The organism is Thermohalobaculum sp., assembly GCF_058622915.1.
Genome location: NZ_JBZSYN010000101.1, coordinates 1 through 20,262, shown reverse-complemented (window position 1 = coordinate 20,262; position 20,262 = coordinate 1). Strand labels below are relative to the sequence as shown.

Genomic DNA, 20,262 nt, shown 5'->3' with positions numbered 1-20,262 from the left:
CGGAAAGCCTCGCGATTGCGGCGGAGCGCATCACACGCCGAGATAGCTGTGCATCAGCTCGGTGTCGCTGCGCAGCGCGTCGGGCGTGCCCTCGAACACCATGTGCCCGTTGTTCAGCACATAGGTGCGATGCGCCAGATCAAGCGCCGCGTGCACGTTCTGCTCCACGATCACCAGCGTGCGGCCGAGCTCGACGAGATCGCGGCAGACCTGGAACAGGTTCTCGACGATGACCGGCGCCAGGCCCTCGAAGGGCTCGTCGAGCAGGATGATGCGGGCGTCGCGCACCAGGGCGCGCGCGATCGCCAGCATCTGCTGCTCGCCGCCCGAGAGCGTGCGCCCTTGCGAGCGGCGCCGCTCGGCCAGGCGCGGAAACATCTCCCAAATCCTGTCCAGCGCCCACGGCGAGTCCGCCGACAACGCGGCCAGGCGCAGGTTCTCCTCGACCGTCAGGCCACCGAAGATGCGCCGCTCCTCCGGCACCAGCTGGAGCCCGAGCCGCGCGATCTCGTAGCTCGTCAGCCGCTGCAACGGGCGCCCGTCCAGGCGGATTTCGCCGCTTTGGGGATGCATCATGCCGGCGACGGTGTTCAGCGTCGTGCTCTTGCCGGCCCCGTTGCGGCCCAGCAGCGCGACCACCTCGTGCTCGTCCACCGCGAAGGACACGTCGAACAGTACGTGCGAGTCGCCGTAGAAGCTGTTGATGCGCTCGACCTCCAGCAGGCTCATGAGACGTGCATCCCCCCCAGATAGGCTTCCTGGACCGCCCGCTCGGCCTGGATCTCCTCGGCCGTGCCCTCGGTCAGGAACTGGCCGTTGTGCAGCACGGTGATACGCTCGGCGAGCTCGAACACCGCGTCCATGTCATGCTCCACCAGCACGATGGTGCAGCCCTCGTGCAGGCTGCGGATCAGCTCGCGCACGTCGCGCCGCTCCTCGGGGCTGAGCCCGGCCAGCGGCTCGTCGAGCAACAGCACCGAGGGCCGGCAGGCCAGCGCGAGCCCGACCTCGAGCCGCCGCTTCTCGCCATAGGCCAGCGCGCTCACCAGCGCGTCGGCGCGCCCGGCGAGGCCAAGATGGTCCAATAGCTCGTCCACCCGCCGCTCCACCTCGGCGATCCCGTCCGCGGCCCGCAGCACGTCGAAGCGCAGGCGGCCGCGCGCGCGTCCGAACACGCCGATGCGCAGGTTCTGGCGCACGGTCAGCCGCGGGAACAGCTGGTTGATCTGGTAGCTCTTGGCGACGCCGCGGTGGCACCGCTCGGTCACATTCGCCCCGGTCACGTCCTGGCCGTGCAGCAGGACGTGGCCCGAACTGGGCACCTCCTCGCCCGCGAGAGGCCTGAGCAGCGTCGACTTGCCGGCGCCGTTGGGGCCGATGATCGCGTGCAGCGCACCGTCCTGAATGGCGATCGAGATGTCCTCGACGGCATGCACGCCGGCATAGTAGCGACTGATGCCCCGCGTCTCGAGGACGGTGCCGCGCTCCGGCGCCGGCGCACGCGACGCGGCCGGCTGGGGTGAAACGGTCGCCGTGCGCCGTTCGCTTCTCTCGGCAGGCTCCGGCGTCGCAGTGGCGCCGGGCCGCGCGAACAGGTGCCCCCATGCCGCCCGGATCTCGCCGGCGATTCCCCTGCGCAGCACCGTGACCAGGATGACGAACACGGCGCCCAGGATGAATTTCCACAAGGGGGCGACGGCCGGGATCTGCTGCAGGCCGTCGCGCAGGTAGAGCCAGATCGCCGCCCCCACCGCGGGGCCGAGCAGCGTGCCCGCGCCCCCGATCACCGTCTGGATCACCAGCTGGCCCGAGGTCGCGAGCTCGAACGCCGCGGGCGGCATGTAGCTTTGGTAGATCCCCAGCAGCGTGCCCGCGAGCCCGGCATAGCCGGCGGCCAGCACGAAGACCGCCAGCTTGTAGCCGGGGACGTGGTGCCCCAGCGCCGCCGTGCGCATGGCGTTGTCGCGGATCGCGGTCAGCACCGCGCCGACCGGCGAGCAGACCACCCGCCTGGCGATCACGTAGCCGACGAAGAACAGCGCCGCGATCAGGGCGTAGAGCGAGTCGACGCCGCCGATCTCGATGGTATGGCCGGCGAAGCCGAGGCTCGGCGCCGGCACGCCCGGCAGCCCGTTCTCGCCGCCGGTCCACTCCGACAGCGGCGAGTTCTCGAGGAAATAGGAGAGTTGGCCGAAGGCCAGCGTGATCATGGCGAAGTAGATGCCCACCTGGCGCAGCGCCAGGAAGCCCACGATCAGGCTGTAGCCCATGGCGACCACGGTGCCGATCAGCATCGCCAGCCAGACGCTGCCGATCGTGTTCGAAGTCAAGAGCCAGGCCGCGACGAATCCGCCTGTGCCGTAGAACGCCGCCTGCCCGAAGGACAGCAGCCCCGTGTAGCCGAACAAGAGGTCAAAGCCGAGCCCGAGCAGGCCCCAGATCAGGATGCGCGCCAGCACGTCGACCGAGCCGCCGACCGAGCCGAGCGCGACCGGCACGAGCACCAGCGCCGCGAGAACCAGCAACTCCGGGGCCCAGCGACGCAGAGGGGACCGGGCAGCGCGCCCCGTGCTCATATCCGCCCCTCGCTGCCGAAGAGACCGCGCGGCCGCACCACCAGCACGAGCGTCATCACCACATAGATCGCCACCTGGGCATAGGCCGGGTCGTAGAGCGTGGTCAGGCTCAGGATCTCGCCGACCAGGAGCCCGCCGACGATGGCGCCCGGGAACGAGCCGAGCCCGCCGATCACCACGACGACGAAGCACTCAACGAGGAAGGGTTCTCCCATGTCGGGGATCACGGCCGAGAGTGGCGCGTAGATCACCCCGGCGACGCCCGCCGCCACGGCGCCGAGGACGAACACCAGCATGAACACGCGCTGCACATTGATGCCGAGCAGCCCGACCATTGCCGAGTCCTCGATGCCGGCGCGCACCACCAGTCCGATCCGGGTGCGGTAGAGCATGGTGTAGAAGGCGGCGAGCAGCACCACCACCATCCCGATCACCTCGACCCGGTAGAGCGGGTAGAAGAACAGGCCGCCGAAATTCACCACGCCATTGCCCCAGTCCGGCGTCGGAACGCGCTGGCTGATGCTGCCGAAGCCGTAGCGCACCGCCTCGACCAGCATGATGGCGATGCCGAAGGTCACCAGGATCTGATCCTCGTGCGGCCGGTCGTAGTAGAGCCGGATCAGCCCGCGCTCGAGAACCACGCCCAGGACGAGCATCGCCACCACGCCCAGCGCGATGGCGGCGACGAAGGAATTCGTCGCCGTCAGGGCTACATAGCCGGCATAGGCACCGACCATGAACATCGCGCCATGCGCGAAGTTCAGGATCCCCAGCGTGCCCAGGATGATCGTCAGCCCGCTCGAGATCAGGGCGAGCAACGCCCCCAGCGCCAGGCCGTTGAAGGCCTGCGACAGGAACTGCGCCAGCGAGGGCATCGGCGCTCAGGAACGGCCGGCGTGGCTGCGAAGCAGCCAGGCCGGCGTCCTTGCGGGGTCGGAGTCCCCGCCGCCCAGGCGCGAACGTGCGGACATCGCAGCCGCGCGCGTCAGGTCTTGGGCATGTGACAGCCGGTCGCGGACAGCGGCGGCATCACCTTCGAGCCGGGCACGATCTCGATGATCTTGTAGAAGTCATCGGCCGCCTTCATCTGGTCGGGCGTCTTGCCGACCATCACCGGCACCGGCCGCACCATCTGGTGATCGCCGGCCCGGTACCACACCTTGCCGTAGATCGTGTCGACCTTGTGGCCCGACTCGAGCGCCGAGATCACGTCCGGCGGGTAGAACGACCCGGCGCGCTCGACCGCGTCGGCCCACACCAGCATCTGCAAATAGACCTCGCTCGCGCCCCAGCGCGGCTTGTAGCTGTATTTCTTCTCGAAGTCGGCGACGAAGGGCTTGGCGAGCGGGAAGTGGTTCTCTTCGGTCCACCACCAGGCCTGCGTGCCGTAGGTGCCGCCCATGATCTTCGGTCCCAGCTCCTTGCCCTGGAACTGCGAGATGTTGGGCACGACGTACTTCATGTTCTTGAGGATGTTGAACTGGACGGCCTGCTTGGTCGACGACACGGCGTCGGCACCGAAGGTGATGTTGACGAACACATCGGCGCCCGAATTGGCGATGTTGAGCAGGTACGAGCTGAAGTCGGTGGTTCCCAGCGGGACCAGCTGCTTTGTCGCCTCGGTCCAGCCGAATGGCTTGGTGAACTCGCTCATCGAGTTGTAGACGCTGTGCCCGTAGGTGTAGTCGGGCACCAGGTAGGCGACCTTCTTGCCCTTGCCGAGGTTCTTGGCCAGCACCGGCGCCAGCCCCTTTGCCGCCATGTAGGCCGAGAGCTGCGAGCGGAAGCCGTAGCGCTGGCAGTCCTTTCCGGTGGTGTCGTTCGAGCCCGAGTTGCCGACCATGAACAGCACCTTCTCGCGCTCGCCGAGCTTCTCGAGCGCGATGGCCACGGCGCTCGAGACCGCGCCGGTCAGCATGATCGCCTTCTTGTCGTTGATCATGCCGGTGGCCGCCTGCACCGCCGGGTTCGGCTTGGTCTGCGAGTCGGCCACCTCGAACTCGATGCGCTTGCCGAGCACGCCGTTGCCCTTCAGCGTCGGGATCTTCTGCGTCACCTCGCTGCCGTGGTTGAGATGATTGACCGCCAGCTCGAGGCCGCGCTGCATGTCCTCGCCGGACGACGAGTAGGGCCCGGTGATCGGCATGACGCCGCCGACGAACACGTGGTCCTTGAACACCCCCGCCGGATAGGTGCCGATCGCCGGATGGCTGGCCCCCCAGGCCGGCATCGCGCTCCTGCCGAGCAGGGCCGAGCCCGCGGCAAGACCCACGCCCAGGCCGAGGACGCGGCGCCGGTCCATGGCTGCGCCAATCAGGGCGCTTTCGGCTCCGAGCTTGGTGCTGTCGCTCTTTTTCGTCATGGTTTCTCTCCCTTGCTCTTACCAATGTCGCCGTCGGCCTCACGGCTACAGCGACGCGGACCGCTACGACAAAAGTGGTCGCGGCGGCCAAGATTTCAAACCGGGCCCGCTTCCGCTGCGGCGTCGCCCCGCAACGGCGGCGCGAACAGGCGCGTTCGCGGGCGCACGGCCAGGCAGGCAAGGCGCCCGCCCCGCCGCCTTCGGCAGCCGACCCAGGGCCTCTCGCGTGCGGCGGGGTTGGGCTGTTACGCTGCGCGCCCCGACATTTGCCAAGGAGGATCGCCATGCACCTCGAAGGCTCCTGTTACTGCGGTGCCGTCCGCTTCTCGCTCGAGGCCTACGCGCCGGTGCCCTATCTGCGCTGCTACTGCTCGATCTGCCGCAAGACCGCCGGCGGCGGAGGCTTCGCCATCAACCTGGGCGGCCGGAGGGACAGCCTGCGCGTCGAGGGCGAGGAAGCCATCACCGTGTTCCATGCCGTGATCGACGGCGAGCCCAGCCCGGGCGAGCGGCGTTTCTGCTCGCGCTGCGGCAGCGCCCTGTGGGTGTGGGACCCGCGCTGGCCCGAGCTGGTGCATCCCTTCGCCAGCGCCATCGACACACCGCTGCCCCAGTCGCCGGAGCGGGTGCACATCCTGCTCGACTTCAAGCCGGCCTGGGTCCGGGTCGAACAGGGCGCTCAGGATGCGCGCTACGAAACCTACCCCGCGGAGTCGCTTGAGGACTGGCACCGCCGGCACGGCCTGCTGGACGCGGACTGACCGCGCGCCCCGCGGCGAGGGGCGCCACGACGGGGCGGCGATCCGGTCCGCCGCCTCAGTCCACGCGCACGCCCTTGCCGAGGCGGTGCTCGATGCGCGCCTGGATGATCTCGAAGAAGCCGCTCAGCGCCCAGTAGATCACCGCCGCGGTGATCAGCATCTCCATGTACTTGAAGTCGGACTTGCCGTGCGTGCGCGCCATGTACATCAGGTCCCAGGCGCCTAGGATCGAGACCAGCGACGAGTCCTTGAGCATGGCGATGAACTGGTTGCCGGTCGGCGGAATGATCAGGCGCATGGCTTGCGGCAGGATGATAAGCCGCATGATCAGGCCCTCGCGCAGGCCGAGCGAGCGCGCCGCTTCCGACTGCCCGCGCGGAATCGCCTGGATGCCGGCGCGGAAGATCTCGGCCATGTAGGCGCCGTAGCAGGCCGACAGCGCGATGATCGCCGAGGGGATCGGTTTGAGGATGATGCCGATCTGCGGCAGGCCCAGATAGATCAGGAGGATCTGGAGAAGCAGCGGCGTGCCGCGGAAGAACGAGATATAGAAGCCCGAGACACCCACCGCGATGCCGTTCTTCGACAGCCGTGCCAGCGCGGCCGCCAGCGCCAGGATGGTCGAGGCGATGATCGAGACAAAGCAGATGAACAGCGTCAGCGCCGAGCCGATCAGAAAGCCCCGGTTCAGCGTCGTCCCGATCAGCAGGGGCAGGCGCTCCCAGATATAGATGTAGCTCAGGTGGAAGCTGTAGAAGAACAGTACGAACAGCCCCAACAGCTCGAACCAGGCGACCAGGACCTGCACCCGGAAGCGCAGGAACGTCACCGCCCAGACATTCAGCGTGAAGAATCCGGCGACAACGATGCGACCGACCCAGGGACCGCCGGCGAGGCCCGGCAGGGTCACCTGGATCGGCACAAGGACGAGCAGGGCGAAGACGAAGACGGTCGCCCAGATAAAGGCCTTGTTCTGGAAAAAGGCCGTCACGACCCCTTTGCCGTGGTCAGGTCGACACCGTACCACTTCTTCGAGAGCTTGGTCAGCGTGCCGTCCTCATGCATCGCCTTGACGATCGAGGCGATCTTGGCGTCGAACGCGGGGTCACCCTTGTCCGTGGCCACCGAGAGCGGCTCCATGAACAGCGGCTTGCCCACGACCTTGATCGGATAGCCGGCCTTCTGCGCCTGCAGGATGGTCGGCAGCGCGGTGATCACGGCGTCCAGCCGCACGCCGTCGCCCAGGCGCAGGTCGTCGAGCGCCAGCGTATCCGTGTCATAGGTGTGGATGTCGGCGTGGTCGATCCGGTACTTGAAGGGCGGCGCGCCCTTGGCGTCGATCTCCAGGTTGTGCTTGAGGTAGTTCTCATAGGTCGTCGCCACACCGACGCCGATCGCCTTGCCGCTCGCGTCCTCGGGCTTCTTGATCGTGGTGTTGGCCTTGTTCACCACCAGCGAGGCTGGCGTGTAGTAGTAGATGGCCGGGAAATTGAGCACCTCGGCCCGCTTCTTGGTCGGGGTCATCGAGCCGACCGAGATATCCCAGCGCCCGCCCCAGTGGCCGGCGGTGATCACGTCCCAGCCCGGCGTGACGAATTCGATGCCCACGCCCATGCGCTTGGCAATCTCCCTGCCGACATCGATGTCGAAGCCGACGAAATGGTTGTTCTTGTCCAGCGACGACTGGGGCGGATACTCCGGGTCTGTCGACATGACCAGCTTGTGATTCTTCATGACGCGGTCCAGCGTCGCGCCGGCCTGCGCGCTCGGCGCCAGCGCCAACGCAGCCAGCGCGGCGGCGATCAGAAGCTTCGCCTTCATTTTGAAGTCTCCCTGCAATTCTCTCCCTCTGGACGTCCCGCGGTCGCGGGAGTCGCTGCACCGCACGCTAGCCACCCCCCGTTCGCCTGCCAAGGAATATCTCGCGTCCCCGGCGATGACCGGCGCGGACGAAGCCCGGAAGATCGGCCTCGTGCGAGGTGCGCGCAGGCCGGCACCTCCCGCTCCTGCGCCCGATCCCGGTTCATCGGGCGACATGCGAGCACTCCTGCGGCTGATTGCGCTCCATCCAGGCGCCCACCGCCGCGCGCTCGGCCGCCGACAGGCGCAGGCCCAGCTTCGAGCGGCGCCACAGCACGTCGTCCGCGGTGCGCGCCCATTCGCGGGTCATCAGCCAGCGCAGCTCGCGCTCGGTCAGGTCCCAGCCGAAGCGCTCGCCCAGGTCCTGAGGCCCGCGCGCGCCCTCGAGCAGTGCCGCCGCCTCGGTGCCGTAGGCGCGGGCGAGGCGATGCGCGTGGCGCGGTGCCACGAAGGGGAAGCGCGCGACCAGGTCGGCGACCAGCGCCGCGAAGCCGTCGACGGCGAAGTCGCCCCCCGGCAGCGGCGCGCCCGCCGTCCAGGGTGGGCCCATGCTTGGAAAGTAGGGGGCGATTCGATGCAGCGCCGCCTGCGCGAGACGTCGATGCGTGGTGATCTTGCCGCCGAAGACGTTGAGCAGCGGTGCCGCGCCGCCCGCGTCGGTCACCTTGAGCACGTAATCGCGCGTCGCCTGGGTCGCCGAGGAGCTACCGTCGTCATAGAGCGGGCGCACCCCCGAATAGGTCCACACGATGTCGGCCGGCGTCACCGGCGTGCGGAAATACTCCGAGACCGCCGCGCACAGATAGGCCGCCTCCTCCTCGGTGCAGCGGGCCGACAGGGGGTCGCCCTCGTGGTCGCGGTCGGTGGTGCCGATCAGCGTGAAGTCATGCTCGTAGGGAATGGCGAAGACGATGCGCCCGTCGGCCTGCTGGAAGATATAGGGCCGGTCGTGGTCGAACAGCTTGCGCGTCACGATGTGGCTGCCGCGCACGAGCCGGATATGCGCCGGGCTGGTGCTGCCCAGCCGCGCGCGGATGACCTCGTCGACCCACGGCCCCGCGGCGTTGACGAGGCCGCGGGCGCGCACGGTGCGGACCTCGCCGGTCTGGGCGTCGGCGAGCCGCACCTCCCACAGGCCGGCGGCCCGGCTCGCCCGCTCGCAGCGCGTCCGGGTCAGGATGACCGCGCCGCGCGCCGCCGCGTCGCGCGCGTTGAGCACCACGAGCCGGGCGTCGTCCACCCAGCAGTCGGAGTACTCGAAGCCCCGGGTGTAGAGCGGCTTGAGGGGGGCGCCGGCGGCGTCGCGCGTGAGGTCGAGCGCGCGCGTCGGCGGCAGGATCCTGCGCCCGCCCAGGTGGTCGTAGATCATCAGGCCGAGGCGCAGGAGCCAGGTCGGCCTGAGCCCGGCGTGATGCGGCAGCACGAAGCGCAGCGGCCAGGAGATGTGCGGCATGGCGCGAAGCAGCGTCTCGCGCTCGATCAGCGCCTCGCGCACCAGGCGGAACTCGTAGAACTCGAGATAGCGCAGCCCGCCATGGAACAGCTTGGTCGAGGCCGAGGAGGTCGCCTGCGCCAGATCGCCCTGCTCGGCGAGCAGCACCTTGAGCCCCCGCCCGGCGGCGTCGCGGGCGATGCCGCAGCCGTTCACCCCGCCGCCGATGATGGCGAGGTCGTAGATCGTCTCGCTGCGCTCACCGATCATGTTCGGTTTTCCCCCGATCCGAAACCGGATCGTCCGCGACGATCACCTCGACGTCCCGGGCGGCGCAGGCGGCGCGGAAGCCCTCGGGCGGCGCGCGGTCGGTGACGATCATGTCGATCGCCGCGAGGTCCGAGATGCGCACCGGGGCCGAGCGCTCGAACTTGCCGTGGTCGGCGACCAGGATCGTGCGTCGCGCGTTCTCGATGATGGCGCGCGCCACCAGTACCTCGCGGTAGTCGTAGTCGAGCACCGCGCCGTCGGTGTCGAGCGCCGAGGCCCCGATCACCGCGCAGTCGACGCGGAACTGCCGGATGAACGCGACCGCCGCCTCGCCGACGATGCCGCCGTCGGACTGGCGCACAACGCCGCCGGCGAGGATCAGCTCCTTGCCGGGCGAGCCGCTGAGGATATTCACCACGTTGATATTGTTGGTGATCACCACCAGGTCGCGGTGATGGTAGAGGGCGCGCGCCACCTGCTCGGTGGTGGTGCCGATGTTGATGATGAGCGAGCTGTTGTGAGGGATCAGCGCCGCCGCGGCGGCGCCGATGCGCGCCTTCTCCGCGGCCATCAGGTTGCGCCGCGCCTCATAGGCCACGTTCGAGACGCTGTTGGCCGGCACAGCGCCGCCGTGGTTGCGCGCCAGCAGGCCCCTGCGGCTCAGCTCGTTGAGGTCGCGGCGGATGGTCTGCGGCGTCACCGCGTAGAGGCCGGCGAGCCCGTCGACCGTCACGCGCCCCTGCCGGCGCGCGGCGGCCAGGATGTCGCGCTGGCGATCCGACATGGTCATGGCGTGCGTCCCGGCCCCGGGCCTGGGCCGGGGGCCGGGGCATCGGGGCTATCGTCCTGTTCCGCGCCGGACCATAGCGGCGTTTTCGGATGAGACGCAAGTCAGGTTCGTTCGAACATGTCCGCGCCAGGTTCCGGCCGCTGACACGCCGTGCCGCGGCCGGTCAGCGGGCCGGGCCGGCCGACCCGTCGCCGCGCTCAGCGCCCGATCAGCCAGAACACCAGGCTCAGCGCCACGCTGATCACGATCGAGGTGGCAAGCGGCAGATAGACCCGCGTGTTACCCCACGCGAACACGAAGTCGCCGGGCAGGCGCCCCAGCCCCAGCCGCTCGCCCAGCATCCAGGCGAGACCGACGGCGACCAGGACCAGGCCGAGGATGACGAGAAGCCGTCCCATGCCCGCCGCCCGCTCAGGGCGCCCCCTTGGTCTCGGCCACGACCCAGGCCTCGTAGGCGGCGCTGGCCCGCGCCACCGGCACGCCGGTCACCGCGGGCGTCTCGTAGGCATGTAGCCGCGCGACCAGCCGTGCCAGCTCGTCGAACAGCTCGGCGCGGGTCTTCAGCAGCAGCGGCACCTCCCTGCCGCGCTCCACCGTGCCCTGCCAGTGCCAGGCGCTGGTGATCGCGGGATAGATGTTGGCGCAGGCGGCCAGGCGGTCCTGGATCGCCTCCTCGGCGATGCGCCGCGCCTCGTCCTCGGAGCCGCAGTTCACCCATACGTCGATGATCCCGCTCATGGCCGTCGCCTCCCGCATTGTGTCCCGCCGCAAAGGTAGGCCTCCGCGGCCCGCCGAGAAAGGGCCCACGGCGCCTTGCGCGCCCGCGACAAAACCCTTTCTAAACCCCGCGCCGCGATGTACTCCTGCACGCGCCCGGGACAGGCCGGCCCAAGGGACAGGCGAGAATGATCCAACTCACCCACCTGCAGCGCCTCGAGGCCGAGGCGATGCACATCATGCGCGAGGTCGCGGCCGAGGCCGAGAACCCGGTGATGCTGTATTCGGTGGGCAAGGACAGCTCGGTGATGCTGCACCTGGCGCGCAAGGCGTTCCATCCCGCCGTGCCGCCCTTCCCGCTGATGCATGTCGATACCACCTGGAAGTTCCGCGCCATGTACGAATTCCGCGACCGCATGGCCGAGGAATCCGGCATGGACCTGATCGTGCACGTCAACGAGGAGGGGCTCGCACAGGGCATCAGCCCCTTCACGCACGGCTCCCAGGTGCACACCGACGTGATGAAGACCCAGTCGCTCATGCAGGCGCTCGACAAGTACCGCTTCGACGTGGCCTTCGGCGGCGCGCGGCGCGACGAGGAGACCTCACGCGCCAAGGAGCGCATCTTCTCGTTCAGGAACGCCCAGCACCGCTGGGACCCGAAGAACCAGCGCCCCGAGCTTTGGAAGCTCTACAACACGCGCAAGAACAAGGGCGAGTCGATCCGGGTCTTCCCGCTCTCGAACTGGACCGAGCTGGATGTCTGGCAGTACATCTGGCGCGAGGAGATTCAGATCCCCGAGCTCTACTTCGCCGCCGAGCGCCCCGTGGTGCGCCGCGACGGTCTGCTCTTGATGGTCGACGATGACCGCATGCCGCTCAAGCCCGGCGAGACGCCCCAGATGCGCTGGGTGCGCTTTCGCACGCTGGGCTGCTACCCGCTCACGGGGGCAGTGGAATCCCGCGCCACCACGCTGCCCGAGATCGTCCAGGAGACCCTCCTGACCACCACCTCCGAGCGCCAGGGCCGCGCCATCGACCACGACAGCGCCGCCTCGATGGAGCTGAAGAAGCAGGAAGGCTACTTCTGATGTCGCACCAGGACCGGCGCATCGCCGCCGACATCATCGAGTACCTGCAGGCGCACGAGAACAAGAGCCTCCTGCGCTTCCTCACCTGCGGCTCGGTCGACGACGGCAAGTCGACGCTGATCGGGCGCATGCTGTTCGAGTCCAAGCTGATCTACGAGGACCAGCTCGCGGCGCTCGAGGCCGACAGCCGGCGCGTCGGCACGCAGGGCGACAGGATCGACTTCGCGCTGCTGGTCGACGGGCTGGCGGCCGAGCGCGAGCAGGGCATCACCATCGACGTCGCCTACCGCTTCTTCTCCACCGAGAAGCGCAAGTTCATCGTCGCCGACACGCCGGGCCACGAGCAGTACACGCGCAACATGGCGACCGGGGCCTCGACCGCCGACCTCGCCGTGGTGATGATCGACGCGCGCAAGGGCGTGCTGACCCAGACCCGGCGGCACTCCTTCATCGTCTCGATGCTGGGCGTGCGCCACGTGGTGCTGTGCATCAACAAGATGGACCTCGTCGACTACGCCCAGCACGTCTTCAACCAGATCGACGAGGCCTACCGCGCCTTCGTGCAGCCCTTCGGCTTCCAGTCGGTGGTCTCGATCCCGGTCTCCGCGCTCGAGGGCGACAATGTCGTGACACCCTCCGAGCGCATGCCGTGGTTTTCCGGCCCGACGCTGATGGAGCATCTCGAGACCATCGACGTGGAGTCCGACGACCAGGCCAGGCCGTTGCGCATGGCGGTGCAGTGGGTCAACCGGCCGAACCAGGACTTCCGCGGCTTCGCCGGGCAGATCTCCGCGGGCACGGTCCGCCCCGGCGACCGGGTCAAGGTGCTGCCCTCGGGCGCCGAGAGCCGGGTCGCGCGCATCGTCACCTTCGACGGCGATCTGGATTTGGCCGTGGCCGGCCAGTCGGTGACGCTCACGCTCGCCGACGAGGTGGACGTCTCGCGCGGCGACCTGATCGCCGCGGCCGATGCCCCCGCCGAGGTCGCCGACCAGTTCGAGGCCAGCCTCCTGTGGATGTCGCCCGCGCCGATGCTGCCCGGCCGGTCCTACCTGATGAAGATCGGCGCGCGCACGGTCACCTGCACCCCCGCCTCGCCGAAATACAAGATCAACGTCAACACCATGGAGCACCTGGCGGCGAAGAAGCTCGATCTCAACGAGATCGGCGTCGCCAATGTCTCGCTCGACCGCGACATCGCCTTCGACGCCTACCACGACAACCGCGAGACCGGGGGCTTCATCCTGATCGACCGGCTGACCAACGAGACGGTCGGCATGGGGCTGTTGCACTTCGCGCTGCGCCGCGCCTCGAACATCCACCGCCAGGCGCTCAAGATCGACAAGGGCGCGCGCGCCGCGCAGAAGCACCAGAAGCCGGCGATCCTGTGGTTCACCGGGCTCTCGGGGGCGGGCAAGTCGACCATTGCCGATCTCGTCAGCCAGAAGCTGCACGCGCTCAACCGCCACACCATGGTGCTCGACGGCGACAACGTGCGCCACGGGCTGAACCGCGACCTCGGCTTCACCGATGTCGACCGGGTCGAGAACATCCGCCGCGTCGGCGAGGTGGCCAAGCTGATGGTCGATGCCGGGGTGATCGTGCTGGTCTCCTTCATCTCGCCCTTCCGCTCCGAGCGGCGCCTGGCGCGCGGCCTGGTCGAGCCCGACGAGTTCATCGAGATCTTCGTCGACGCGCCGCTGGAGGTCGCCGAGGCGCGCGATCCCAAGGGCCTCTACGCCAAGGCGCGGGCCGGCAAGATCACGAACTTCACCGGCATCGACTCGCCCTACGAGCCGCCGCTCGGCGCCGAGATCCGGGTCGACACCTCGAAGGCGAGCCCCGAGGACTCCGCCGGCCAGATCGTCGCCTGGCTCGAGGAGAAGGGCTATCTCGGCTGAGCCCTCGCCGCCGCCGCTTTTCCGCGTGGCGGCAGGGAGGCAGCGCGTTGCCGTTTGACTTGCGGGCCGCGCCTGTAGAACGTTCCTCGCCGGGAGCCACCGGGCAGGGAGGGCCAGTTGCAAGCCAGACTCGAGGATTCGGCCGCCGGCTCCTGGCAGGATGCGCTCTACGATCACCTGCGCAGCATGGGCCTGACCCTGTTCGCCTATGTCCCCGACGCCGGGCACCGGGTGCTGATCGACCGCTCGATCGCCGATCCCGACGCGGTCTCCGTGCCGCTGACCACCGAGATGGAAGGCGTGCCGATGCTGGCCGGCCACCATTTGGGCGGCGGGCGCGGCGTGCTGCTCATGCAGTCCTCGGGCGTCGGCAACTGCGTCAACCAGTTCTCGCTGATCCGCATCGGCCGCTTCCCCTTCTTCACCATCGTGTCGATGCGCGGCGAGTTCGGCGAGCAGAACCCCTGGCAGCTGCCGATGGGCCACGGCGTCAAGCCGGTGATGGAAGCGATGGGCCTGCATTGCCTGACCGCCGAGCGCGCCGAGGACGTGATCCCCGCCGCCACCGCCGCCGTCAACATGGCCTACCGCTCGGACGCCGGGGTCGGCATGCTCCTGAGCCAGCGTCTGCTCGGCGCCAAGCCGTTCTGAGGGAGGCGCGCATGACCGGCACCCCCGCAAAGACCGCGGCCCTCGACCGCAAGCAGGCCGTCCCGGCCCTGATCGGCGACCCCGCGGATCTTTTGATCGTCGCCGGCCTCGCCGGCACCGCCAAGGACATCGCTGCGCTGACCGAGGAGAGCCCGAACGTCTATCTGATGGGCGGCGCCATGGGCGCGGCGGTGCCCTTCGCGCTGGGCCTGGCCTATGCCCAGCCCGAGCGCCGCGTGCTTGCGGTCACCGGCGACGGCGACCTGATGATGAGCGTCGGCGCGCTGGCCACCGTGGGCGTGATGCAGCCGCCGAACCTGGCCATCCTGTGCGTCGACAACGGCCATTACGGCGAGACCGGCTACCAAGAGGGCCACACCAGCCGCGGCGTGGACCTGGCCGGGATCGCCCGGCATTCGGGCATCGCCACGACCCACACGGTCGCGGCCGAGGCCGACTACTCCGCCGCAGCGCAGGCGCTGCGCAACAGCAATGGCCCGGCCTTCGTGCTGCTCAGGGTCTCGATCGCCGCGCCGCCGGCCTACAAGCGCAACTTCGACGCGGTGGAGCGCAAGACGATCTTCCGCCGCGCGCTCTTGGGAACCCGCTGAGGCGCCTCCGCCGCGGCGCTGGCCTGTCGCGGCCTCAGCCCTCAGGCGCGACGCCGTAATCCGCGTCGCTCACCGGCTCCATCCACTCGACATGCTTGCCGTCGAGCGCTTCCTGCACGGCGACGTGCACCATGGCGTGGTCGGGCGCGGCGCCGTGCCAGTGCTTCTCGCCCGGCGGGATCCACACGGTGTCGCCTTCGCGGATCTCGTGCACGGCCTCGCCTTGCTTTTGCACCCGGCCGATGCCCGAGAGCACATAGAGCGTCTGGCCCAGCGGATGCGTGTGCCAGTTGGTCCGGGCCCCGGGCTCGAAATTCACCCGGACCGCGCGGACGCGCGCGGGCTCGGGCGCCTGGTTGATCGGCTCCTGCCACACGGTGCCGGTGAACCAGTCCGGGTTCGCCCTGCGCGTGGGCGTGTCGCTCAGCCGGCGGATGTCCATGTCCGTCTCCCTCTTTGCATGCCTAAACAAAGGCGCCCGCCCCGCCGCAAGGGCAGGGCGGGCGCCGGTCCCGGTGCTACTTGGTCAGCTCGGTCCAGATCGCGGTGTAGATGTCATTCACCGGCTTGGGGCAGGCGGGCAGGAACACGCCCTTGTCCTTCAGCTTGGGCGGAATGACGATCTCGCGTGCCGTGCGCATGCCCTCGGGCATGTACTTCTCCGAGCCCTTGATGGCGTTTGCGTAGCGGGCGAAGGTCGAGATCAGCGCCGCGTTCTGGGGGTCCATGATGAAGTTCTGGAACAGCTTGGCGTTCTTGACGTTCTTCGCGGACTTCAGGACGATGACGTTGTCCATCCACAGTGGGAACCCTTCCTTGGGGTAGCCGTAGTGGATCGACGGCTTGGCCAGGCGCGCCCGATAGGCTGCGCCGTTCCAATAGAGCGCGGCGGAGAAGTCGCCGCGCGGCATCTTCTCGGCCAGGCCGTAGTCCATCGACAGCCATTTCGGCTTGGCCGCCATCAGTAGGTCGCGCGCCTTCTTCAGCGCCGCCTTGTCGCTGGTGCACGGCTTGCTTCCCACATACATCAGCGCCATGCCGATCACGTCGCCCATCGACGGCGCGACGTTGATCTTGCCGACCAGCTCCTTGGGCGGGTCGAAGATTATGCCCGAGGTGTCGATGTCGCCGTTATAGACGGCGGTGTCGACCACCACCCCGGTGCTGCCCCACACCCAGGGCACGGAATAGTGCCGGCCGGGGTCCCAGTCGGGGTTGGTCCACTTCGCCTCGACGTTCTTGAAGTTCGCCATCTTGTCGGGCCGCGTCTCCATGGCCAGCCCCTGGTCGATGAAGATCTTCACGTAGTTCGCCGAGGGCACCACGATGTCATAGCCATGCCCGCCGGCCTTGACCTTGGCCAGCGCGGTCGCGTTCGAGTCATAGGTCGTGATCGTGACCTTGACGTCGTATTTCTTCTCGAACTTCTCGATCAGCTTGGGGCTGGTGTAGTCGCCCCAGTTGAACATGTTGAGCTCGCCCGCCGCCTGCGCCGCCGGCGCCGTGACGAGCGCCGCCGCAACCGCGATGGCAACTGCTTTCCAGGACATTCGTTTCCCTCCCTGTTCAGGTTGTGCGGCGATCCTAGCCGCGTCTTCGCGTAATGACAAAGAACAGCGTCACCAGCAGCGCCGAGACGCCCAGCAGCGCCGTCGAGATGGCGTTGATCTCGGGCGAGACACCCCGCCTGAGCTGGCCCAGCATGTAGGTCGGCAGGGTGTCCTGCCCGGCGGACTTGACGAACTCGGTGATCACCACGTCGTCGAGCGAGATCACAAAGGCCAGCATTAACCCGGCCAGGATGCCGGGCCACAGCAGCGGCAGCGTGACGCGCCGGAACGCCAGCCAGGGCGTGGCGTAGAGGTCGGCGGCGGCCGTCTCGAGCGTCAGGTCCATCGACTCGAGCCGCGCCCGGATCGGCAGGTAGGCGAAGGGAATGCAAAAGGCGGTGTGCGCGAGCACCAGGTAGATCAGCCCCTGCACGCCGGTCGCAACCTTGATCGCCGCGAACAGGATCAGAAGCGCCACGGCGGTGACGATCTCGGGCACCATCAGCGGCTGGTTGATGATGGCGTAGATCGCGGTCAGCCCCCGGTAGGGCCGGGTCCGCGTCGTCCCCAGCGCGGCCATCGTCGCCAGCGCCGTGGCGATGGTCGAGGCGAAGCCGGCCAGCACCAGCGAGCGGGTCGTCACCTCCTGTACCAGGTCGTTGCGCCAGGCCGCGCCGTACCATTTCAGCGAGAACCCTTCCCACAGCGCCACGTTCTCGCCGGCGTTGAACGAGTAGATCACCAACAGCACGATCGGCGTGTAGAGCACGGCGAAGCACAGCATCGCCGCCGGGGTGAACCCCGGCTGGTGCCTGAGCGAGAAGGGCCGTGCCGTCCCCGCCCTCATCGCGGCGCCTCCGAGGCGCGCTGGATGATGCGCACATAGAAGACCAGCGCGACCGAGACCAGCACCAAAAGCGTGATCGACAGCGCCGCGCCCAGCGGCCAGTTGCGCCCCGCGCCGAACTGCAGGTCGATCAGGTTGGCCAGCATCATGTGCCGGCCGCCGCCCAGCACGCGCGGCGTCACGTAGACGCCGAGCGAGGGGATGAACACCAGGATCGAGCCGGCCACGATGCCGGGCCGCACCATCGGGATGATCACCCGGCGCAGCACCTGCCCGCGCGTGGCGTAAAGGTCGTAGGCCGCCTCGACCAGGCGGAAGTCGAGCCGCTCCATCGCCGCATAGAGCGGCAGCACCATCAGCGGCAGGTAGACATAGGTCATGCCCACCATGATGGCGAAATCGGTATACAGCATCTGGATCGGATGCTCGATGATGCCGAGCCTGATCAGCGCCGTGTTCACCAGCCCCTCGTTGCGGATCACCTCGAGGATCGCGAAGGTGCGGATCAGCAGGTTGGTCCAGAACGGGATGGTGATCAGGAACAGCCAGACATTGCGCGAGCGCGCCGGCCGGGTGGCGATGAAATAGGCGGTGGGAAAGCCCACCGCGAGCGTCACCACGGTGGTCAGCAGCGAGATCTTCACCGACCGCCACAGGATCTCCAGGTTCGCGTCCGCCAGCGACACCTGGCCCGAGAAGATGTCGCGCTGGAACAACACGTTGAACCAGGCCTTGCCCGAGAGCTGCCAGACCACGCCGCCATACTCGCCCGCCGTGAGGAACGAGTAGACCAGCACGATCGCCAGCGGTCCCACCGCGAACAGCATGAGCCAGGCCAGCGCCGGCGTGCACAGCAGCCGGTTGCGCCGCACCTCGCGTCGCTCGGCCTCCTCGACCAGGCTGCGCTCGCGGGCCTCTGGCTGCATCAGTCCCTCAGCACCTGCACCGCATCCGCCTTGAAGGCGACGCCCACGGGCTCGCCCGGCCGCCGCGGCTCGGCGGCGTCGCGCAGGTTCTGGCTGCGCACGACGAAGGCGGTGCCGTCGGCCAGCCGCAGGTGGTAGTGCGTGTCCGGCCCGACATAGACGATGTTCTCGAGCGTGCCACCCAGCGCCGCGCCATCCGCCCCCCCGTCCGTTCCATCCCCGGCCAGCTCCGCGTGCTCGGGCCGCACCGCCAGGGTCACGCGGCCCCGCGCCATCATGCCCTCGGGCACGTCCGCGCCGACCTCGCGCCCCGAGGAAAGCCTCAGCCGCGCCTTGCCGCCCGCGGCCTCGATCACTTCGGCGGTCAGGAAGTTGGTGTCGCCGATGAAGTCGGCGACGAAGCGCTCGGCCGGGTGGTTGTAGATCTCGCGCGGGGAGCCGACCTGCAGGATCCGGCCCTCGCGCATCACCGCCAGCCGGTCGGACATGGTCAGCGCCTCCTCCTGGTCGTGGGTGACGAAGATGAAGGTGATGCCGGTCTCGCCTTGCAGCCGCTTCAGCTCGATCTGCATGTCCTTCCTGAGCTTGTAGTCCAGCGCCGACAAGGGCTCGTCCAGCAACAGCACCTTGGGCCGCGGCGCCAGCGCGCGCGCCAGCGCCACGCGCTGCTGCTGACCGCCCGAGATCTGGTCGGTGCGCCGGTCCTTGAGCGCCTCCATGCGCACCAGCGTCAGCATCTCGGCGACGGTCTCGCGGATCTGGGCGCGCGGTTGTCCCAGCATCTCCAGCCCGAAGGCGATGTTCTGGCTCACGCTCATGTGCGGGAACAGCGCGTAGGACTGGAACACCGTGTTCACCGAGCGCCGGTAGGGCGGCAGGTGCGAGATGTCCCGCCCCTCCAGCATGATCGTGCCCGCCGTGGGGTGCTCGAACCCCGCGATCAGGCGCAACAGCGTGGTCTTGCCGCAGCCCGAGGGGCCCAAGAGCGTGAAGAACTCGTTCTCGCGGATGGTGACCGAGACGTCGTCCAGCGCCCGGACCTCGGCCTGGCCCTCGCCGAACACCTTGGTGACCCGCTCGGCGACGATTGCCCCCGACGCTTCGGCTTGCCCTTGCGCGTTGATTCCGCCCTCCCCGGCTTTATCGTTCCGGCCATCTAAGGCCAGCGCGGCGGCTCTTGGCAACCCCTCTCCGGGCCCTTGACGCTCAGGGCCCAAAGGCGCAACAAGCCCCTGAAAGCCCGCGCCGGCGCAGCGAAAAGGGCGAACCCACGGAGGAACGGATGGCCAAGGAACTCACCCATTTCATCGGCGGCAAGCACGTCCAGGGCCGCTCGGGCCGCTTCGGCGACGTCTACAACCCGGCCACCGGCGAGGTGCAGGCGAAAGTGCCCTTCGCCAGCGCCGACGAGGTCCGCGCCGCGGTCGAGAACGCGCGCGCCGCCCAGCCCGGCTGGGCCGCGACCAACCCGCAGCGCCGCGGCCGCGTGCTGATGAAGTTCGTGCAGCTCCTGCAGCGCGACATGGACAAGCTGGCCGAGGCGCTCTCCACCGAGCACGGCAAGACCCTGCCGGACGCCCGCGGCGACGTGCAGCGCGGGCTCGAGGTGGCCGAGTTCTGCATCGGCGCGCCGCATCTGCTCAAGGGCGAGTTCACCGCCGATGCCGGCCCCGGCATCGACATGTACTCGATGCGCCAGCCGGTCGGCGTGGTCGCCGGCATCACGCCGTTCAACTTCCCCGCCATGATCCCGATGTGGAAGTTCTGCCCGGCCATCGCCTGCGGCAATGCCTTCATCCTCAAGCCCTCCGAGCGCGACCCCTCGGTGCCGCTGATGCTGGCCGAGCTGCTGATCGAGGCCGGCCTGCCCGCGGGCATCCTCAACGTGGTCAACGGCGACAAGGAGGCGGTCGACGC

Annotated in this window: 21 protein-coding genes; 6 read left to right on the top strand and 15 right to left on the bottom strand. The window is 68.7% G+C overall.

Annotation, left to right across the window (positions count from 1 at the left end; genetic code table 11):
* Positions 1 to 30 precede the first annotated feature (30 nt).
* The 4 genes from AC32QD_RS08305 to AC32QD_RS08290 all read right to left on the bottom strand — a co-directional run bounded on the left by AC32QD_RS08305 (position 31) and on the right by AC32QD_RS08290 (position 4,938).
* Positions 31 to 729, bottom strand: a complete 699-nt coding sequence (locus AC32QD_RS08305) for an ABC transporter ATP-binding protein (protein WP_492010023.1) — start codon at positions 727 to 729, stop codon at positions 31 to 33.
* Positions 726 to 2,525, bottom strand: a complete 1,800-nt coding sequence (locus tag AC32QD_RS08300; RefSeq protein WP_492010022.1) for a branched-chain amino acid ABC transporter ATP-binding protein/permease — start codon at positions 2,523 to 2,525, stop codon at positions 726 to 728. Before AC32QD_RS08300 ends, AC32QD_RS08305 begins: the two co-directional genes overlap by 4 nt.
* A gap of 47 nt (positions 2,526 to 2,572) precedes the next feature.
* Complete coding sequence (locus AC32QD_RS08295) at positions 2,573 to 3,451, bottom strand: branched-chain amino acid ABC transporter permease (RefSeq protein WP_492010021.1); 879 nt, start codon at positions 3,449 to 3,451, stop codon at positions 2,573 to 2,575.
* Between the two features lie 110 nt (positions 3,452 to 3,561).
* Positions 3,562 to 4,938 carry a substrate-binding protein gene (locus AC32QD_RS08290; protein ID WP_492010020.1) on the bottom strand — a complete coding sequence of 459 codons (1,377 nt, stop codon included), beginning with the start codon at positions 4,936 to 4,938 and terminating at the stop codon, positions 3,562 to 3,564.
* A 284-nt stretch (positions 4,939 to 5,222) separates the two neighbouring features.
* Between AC32QD_RS08290 and AC32QD_RS08285 the strand changes: the two genes are divergently transcribed.
* Positions 5,223 to 5,699 (top strand): GFA family protein, encoded by a 477-nt coding sequence (locus AC32QD_RS08285; protein WP_492010019.1) that lies wholly within the window; start codon positions 5,223 to 5,225, stop codon positions 5,697 to 5,699.
* Between the two features lie 55 nt (positions 5,700 to 5,754).
* On the opposite strand, the gene AC32QD_RS08280 is transcribed toward AC32QD_RS08285, so the two are convergent.
* The 6 genes from AC32QD_RS08280 to cutA form a co-directional block, all read right to left on the bottom strand.
* Positions 5,755 to 6,690, bottom strand: a complete 936-nt coding sequence (locus AC32QD_RS08280; RefSeq protein WP_492010018.1) for an amino acid ABC transporter permease — start codon at positions 6,688 to 6,690, stop codon at positions 5,755 to 5,757.
* Complete coding sequence (locus tag AC32QD_RS08275) at positions 6,687 to 7,520, bottom strand: transporter substrate-binding domain-containing protein (protein WP_492010017.1); 834 nt, start codon at positions 7,518 to 7,520, stop codon at positions 6,687 to 6,689. Before AC32QD_RS08275 ends, AC32QD_RS08280 begins: the two co-directional genes overlap by 4 nt.
* A 202-nt stretch (positions 7,521 to 7,722) precedes the next feature.
* Positions 7,723 to 9,261 carry a glycerol-3-phosphate dehydrogenase gene (gene glpD / locus AC32QD_RS08270; RefSeq protein WP_492010016.1) on the bottom strand — a complete coding sequence of 513 codons (1,539 nt, stop codon included), beginning with the start codon at positions 9,259 to 9,261 and terminating at the stop codon, positions 7,723 to 7,725.
* Entirely contained in the window at positions 9,251 to 10,051 is an 801-nt protein-coding gene (locus AC32QD_RS08265; protein ID WP_492010015.1) for a DeoR/GlpR family DNA-binding transcription regulator, read from the bottom strand. The genes glpD and AC32QD_RS08265 overlap by 11 nt, the downstream gene beginning before the upstream one ends.
* 197 nt (positions 10,052 to 10,248) lie before the next feature.
* A complete protein-coding gene (locus tag AC32QD_RS08260) occupies positions 10,249 to 10,449 on the bottom strand; it encodes a DUF2905 domain-containing protein (RefSeq protein WP_492010014.1) in 201 nt (66 codons plus the stop codon).
* A gap of 13 nt (positions 10,450 to 10,462) precedes the next feature.
* A complete protein-coding gene (gene cutA, locus AC32QD_RS08255) occupies positions 10,463 to 10,789 on the bottom strand; it encodes a divalent-cation tolerance protein CutA (protein WP_492010013.1) in 327 nt (108 codons plus the stop codon).
* 167 nt (positions 10,790 to 10,956) lie between these two features.
* Here cutA and cysD point away from each other — a divergent pair, with 167 nt between their 5' ends.
* The 4 genes from cysD to AC32QD_RS08235 all read left to right on the top strand — a co-directional run bounded on the left by cysD (position 10,957) and on the right by AC32QD_RS08235 (position 15,022).
* A complete protein-coding gene (gene cysD, locus AC32QD_RS08250) occupies positions 10,957 to 11,859 on the top strand; it encodes a sulfate adenylyltransferase subunit CysD (protein ID WP_492010012.1) in 903 nt (300 codons plus the stop codon).
* Entirely contained in the window at positions 11,859 to 13,760 is a 1,902-nt protein-coding gene (gene cysN / locus AC32QD_RS08245) for a sulfate adenylyltransferase subunit CysN (RefSeq protein WP_492010011.1), read from the top strand. Before cysD ends, cysN begins: the two co-directional genes overlap by 1 nt.
* Positions 13,761 to 13,877: 117 nt before the next feature.
* On the top strand, positions 13,878 to 14,411 hold the full coding sequence (locus AC32QD_RS08240; protein WP_492010010.1) for a hypothetical protein: 534 nt from the start codon (positions 13,878 to 13,880) through the stop codon (positions 14,409 to 14,411).
* A gap of 11 nt (positions 14,412 to 14,422) precedes the next feature.
* Positions 14,423 to 15,022, top strand: coding sequence for a thiamine pyrophosphate-dependent enzyme (locus tag AC32QD_RS08235; RefSeq protein ID WP_492010009.1), 600 nt, complete (start codon positions 14,423 to 14,425; stop codon positions 15,020 to 15,022).
* A gap of 34 nt (positions 15,023 to 15,056) precedes the next feature.
* Here AC32QD_RS08235 and AC32QD_RS08230 read toward each other — a convergent pair whose 3' ends face one another.
* The 5 genes from AC32QD_RS08230 to AC32QD_RS08210 all read right to left on the bottom strand — a co-directional run bounded on the left by AC32QD_RS08230 (position 15,057) and on the right by AC32QD_RS08210 (position 19,469).
* Positions 15,057 to 15,464, bottom strand: coding sequence for a (R)-mandelonitrile lyase (locus AC32QD_RS08230; protein WP_492010008.1), 408 nt, complete (start codon positions 15,462 to 15,464; stop codon positions 15,057 to 15,059).
* A gap of 76 nt (positions 15,465 to 15,540) precedes the next feature.
* Complete coding sequence (locus tag AC32QD_RS08225; RefSeq protein WP_492010007.1) at positions 15,541 to 16,572, bottom strand: extracellular solute-binding protein; 1,032 nt, start codon at positions 16,570 to 16,572, stop codon at positions 15,541 to 15,543.
* Positions 16,573 to 16,606: 34 nt separating this feature from the next.
* The gene (locus tag AC32QD_RS08220) at positions 16,607 to 17,419 is read right to left on the bottom strand and encodes an ABC transporter permease (protein ID WP_492010006.1); all 813 of its coding nucleotides are present in this window, start codon (positions 17,417 to 17,419) and stop codon (positions 16,607 to 16,609) included.
* On the bottom strand, positions 17,416 to 18,345 hold the full coding sequence (locus tag AC32QD_RS08215; protein ID WP_492010005.1) for an ABC transporter permease: 930 nt from the start codon (positions 18,343 to 18,345) through the stop codon (positions 17,416 to 17,418). Before AC32QD_RS08215 ends, AC32QD_RS08220 begins: the two co-directional genes overlap by 4 nt.
* Positions 18,345 to 19,469 (bottom strand): ABC transporter ATP-binding protein, encoded by a 1,125-nt coding sequence (locus AC32QD_RS08210; RefSeq protein WP_492010030.1) that lies wholly within the window; start codon positions 19,467 to 19,469, stop codon positions 18,345 to 18,347. The genes AC32QD_RS08215 and AC32QD_RS08210 overlap by 1 nt, the downstream gene beginning before the upstream one ends.
* A gap of 158 nt (positions 19,470 to 19,627) precedes the next feature.
* Between AC32QD_RS08210 and AC32QD_RS08205 the strand changes: the two genes are divergently transcribed.
* A partial coding sequence (locus AC32QD_RS08205; RefSeq protein ID WP_492010004.1) for an aldehyde dehydrogenase family protein occupies positions 19,628 to 20,262 on the top strand: 635 nt, incomplete at its 3' end.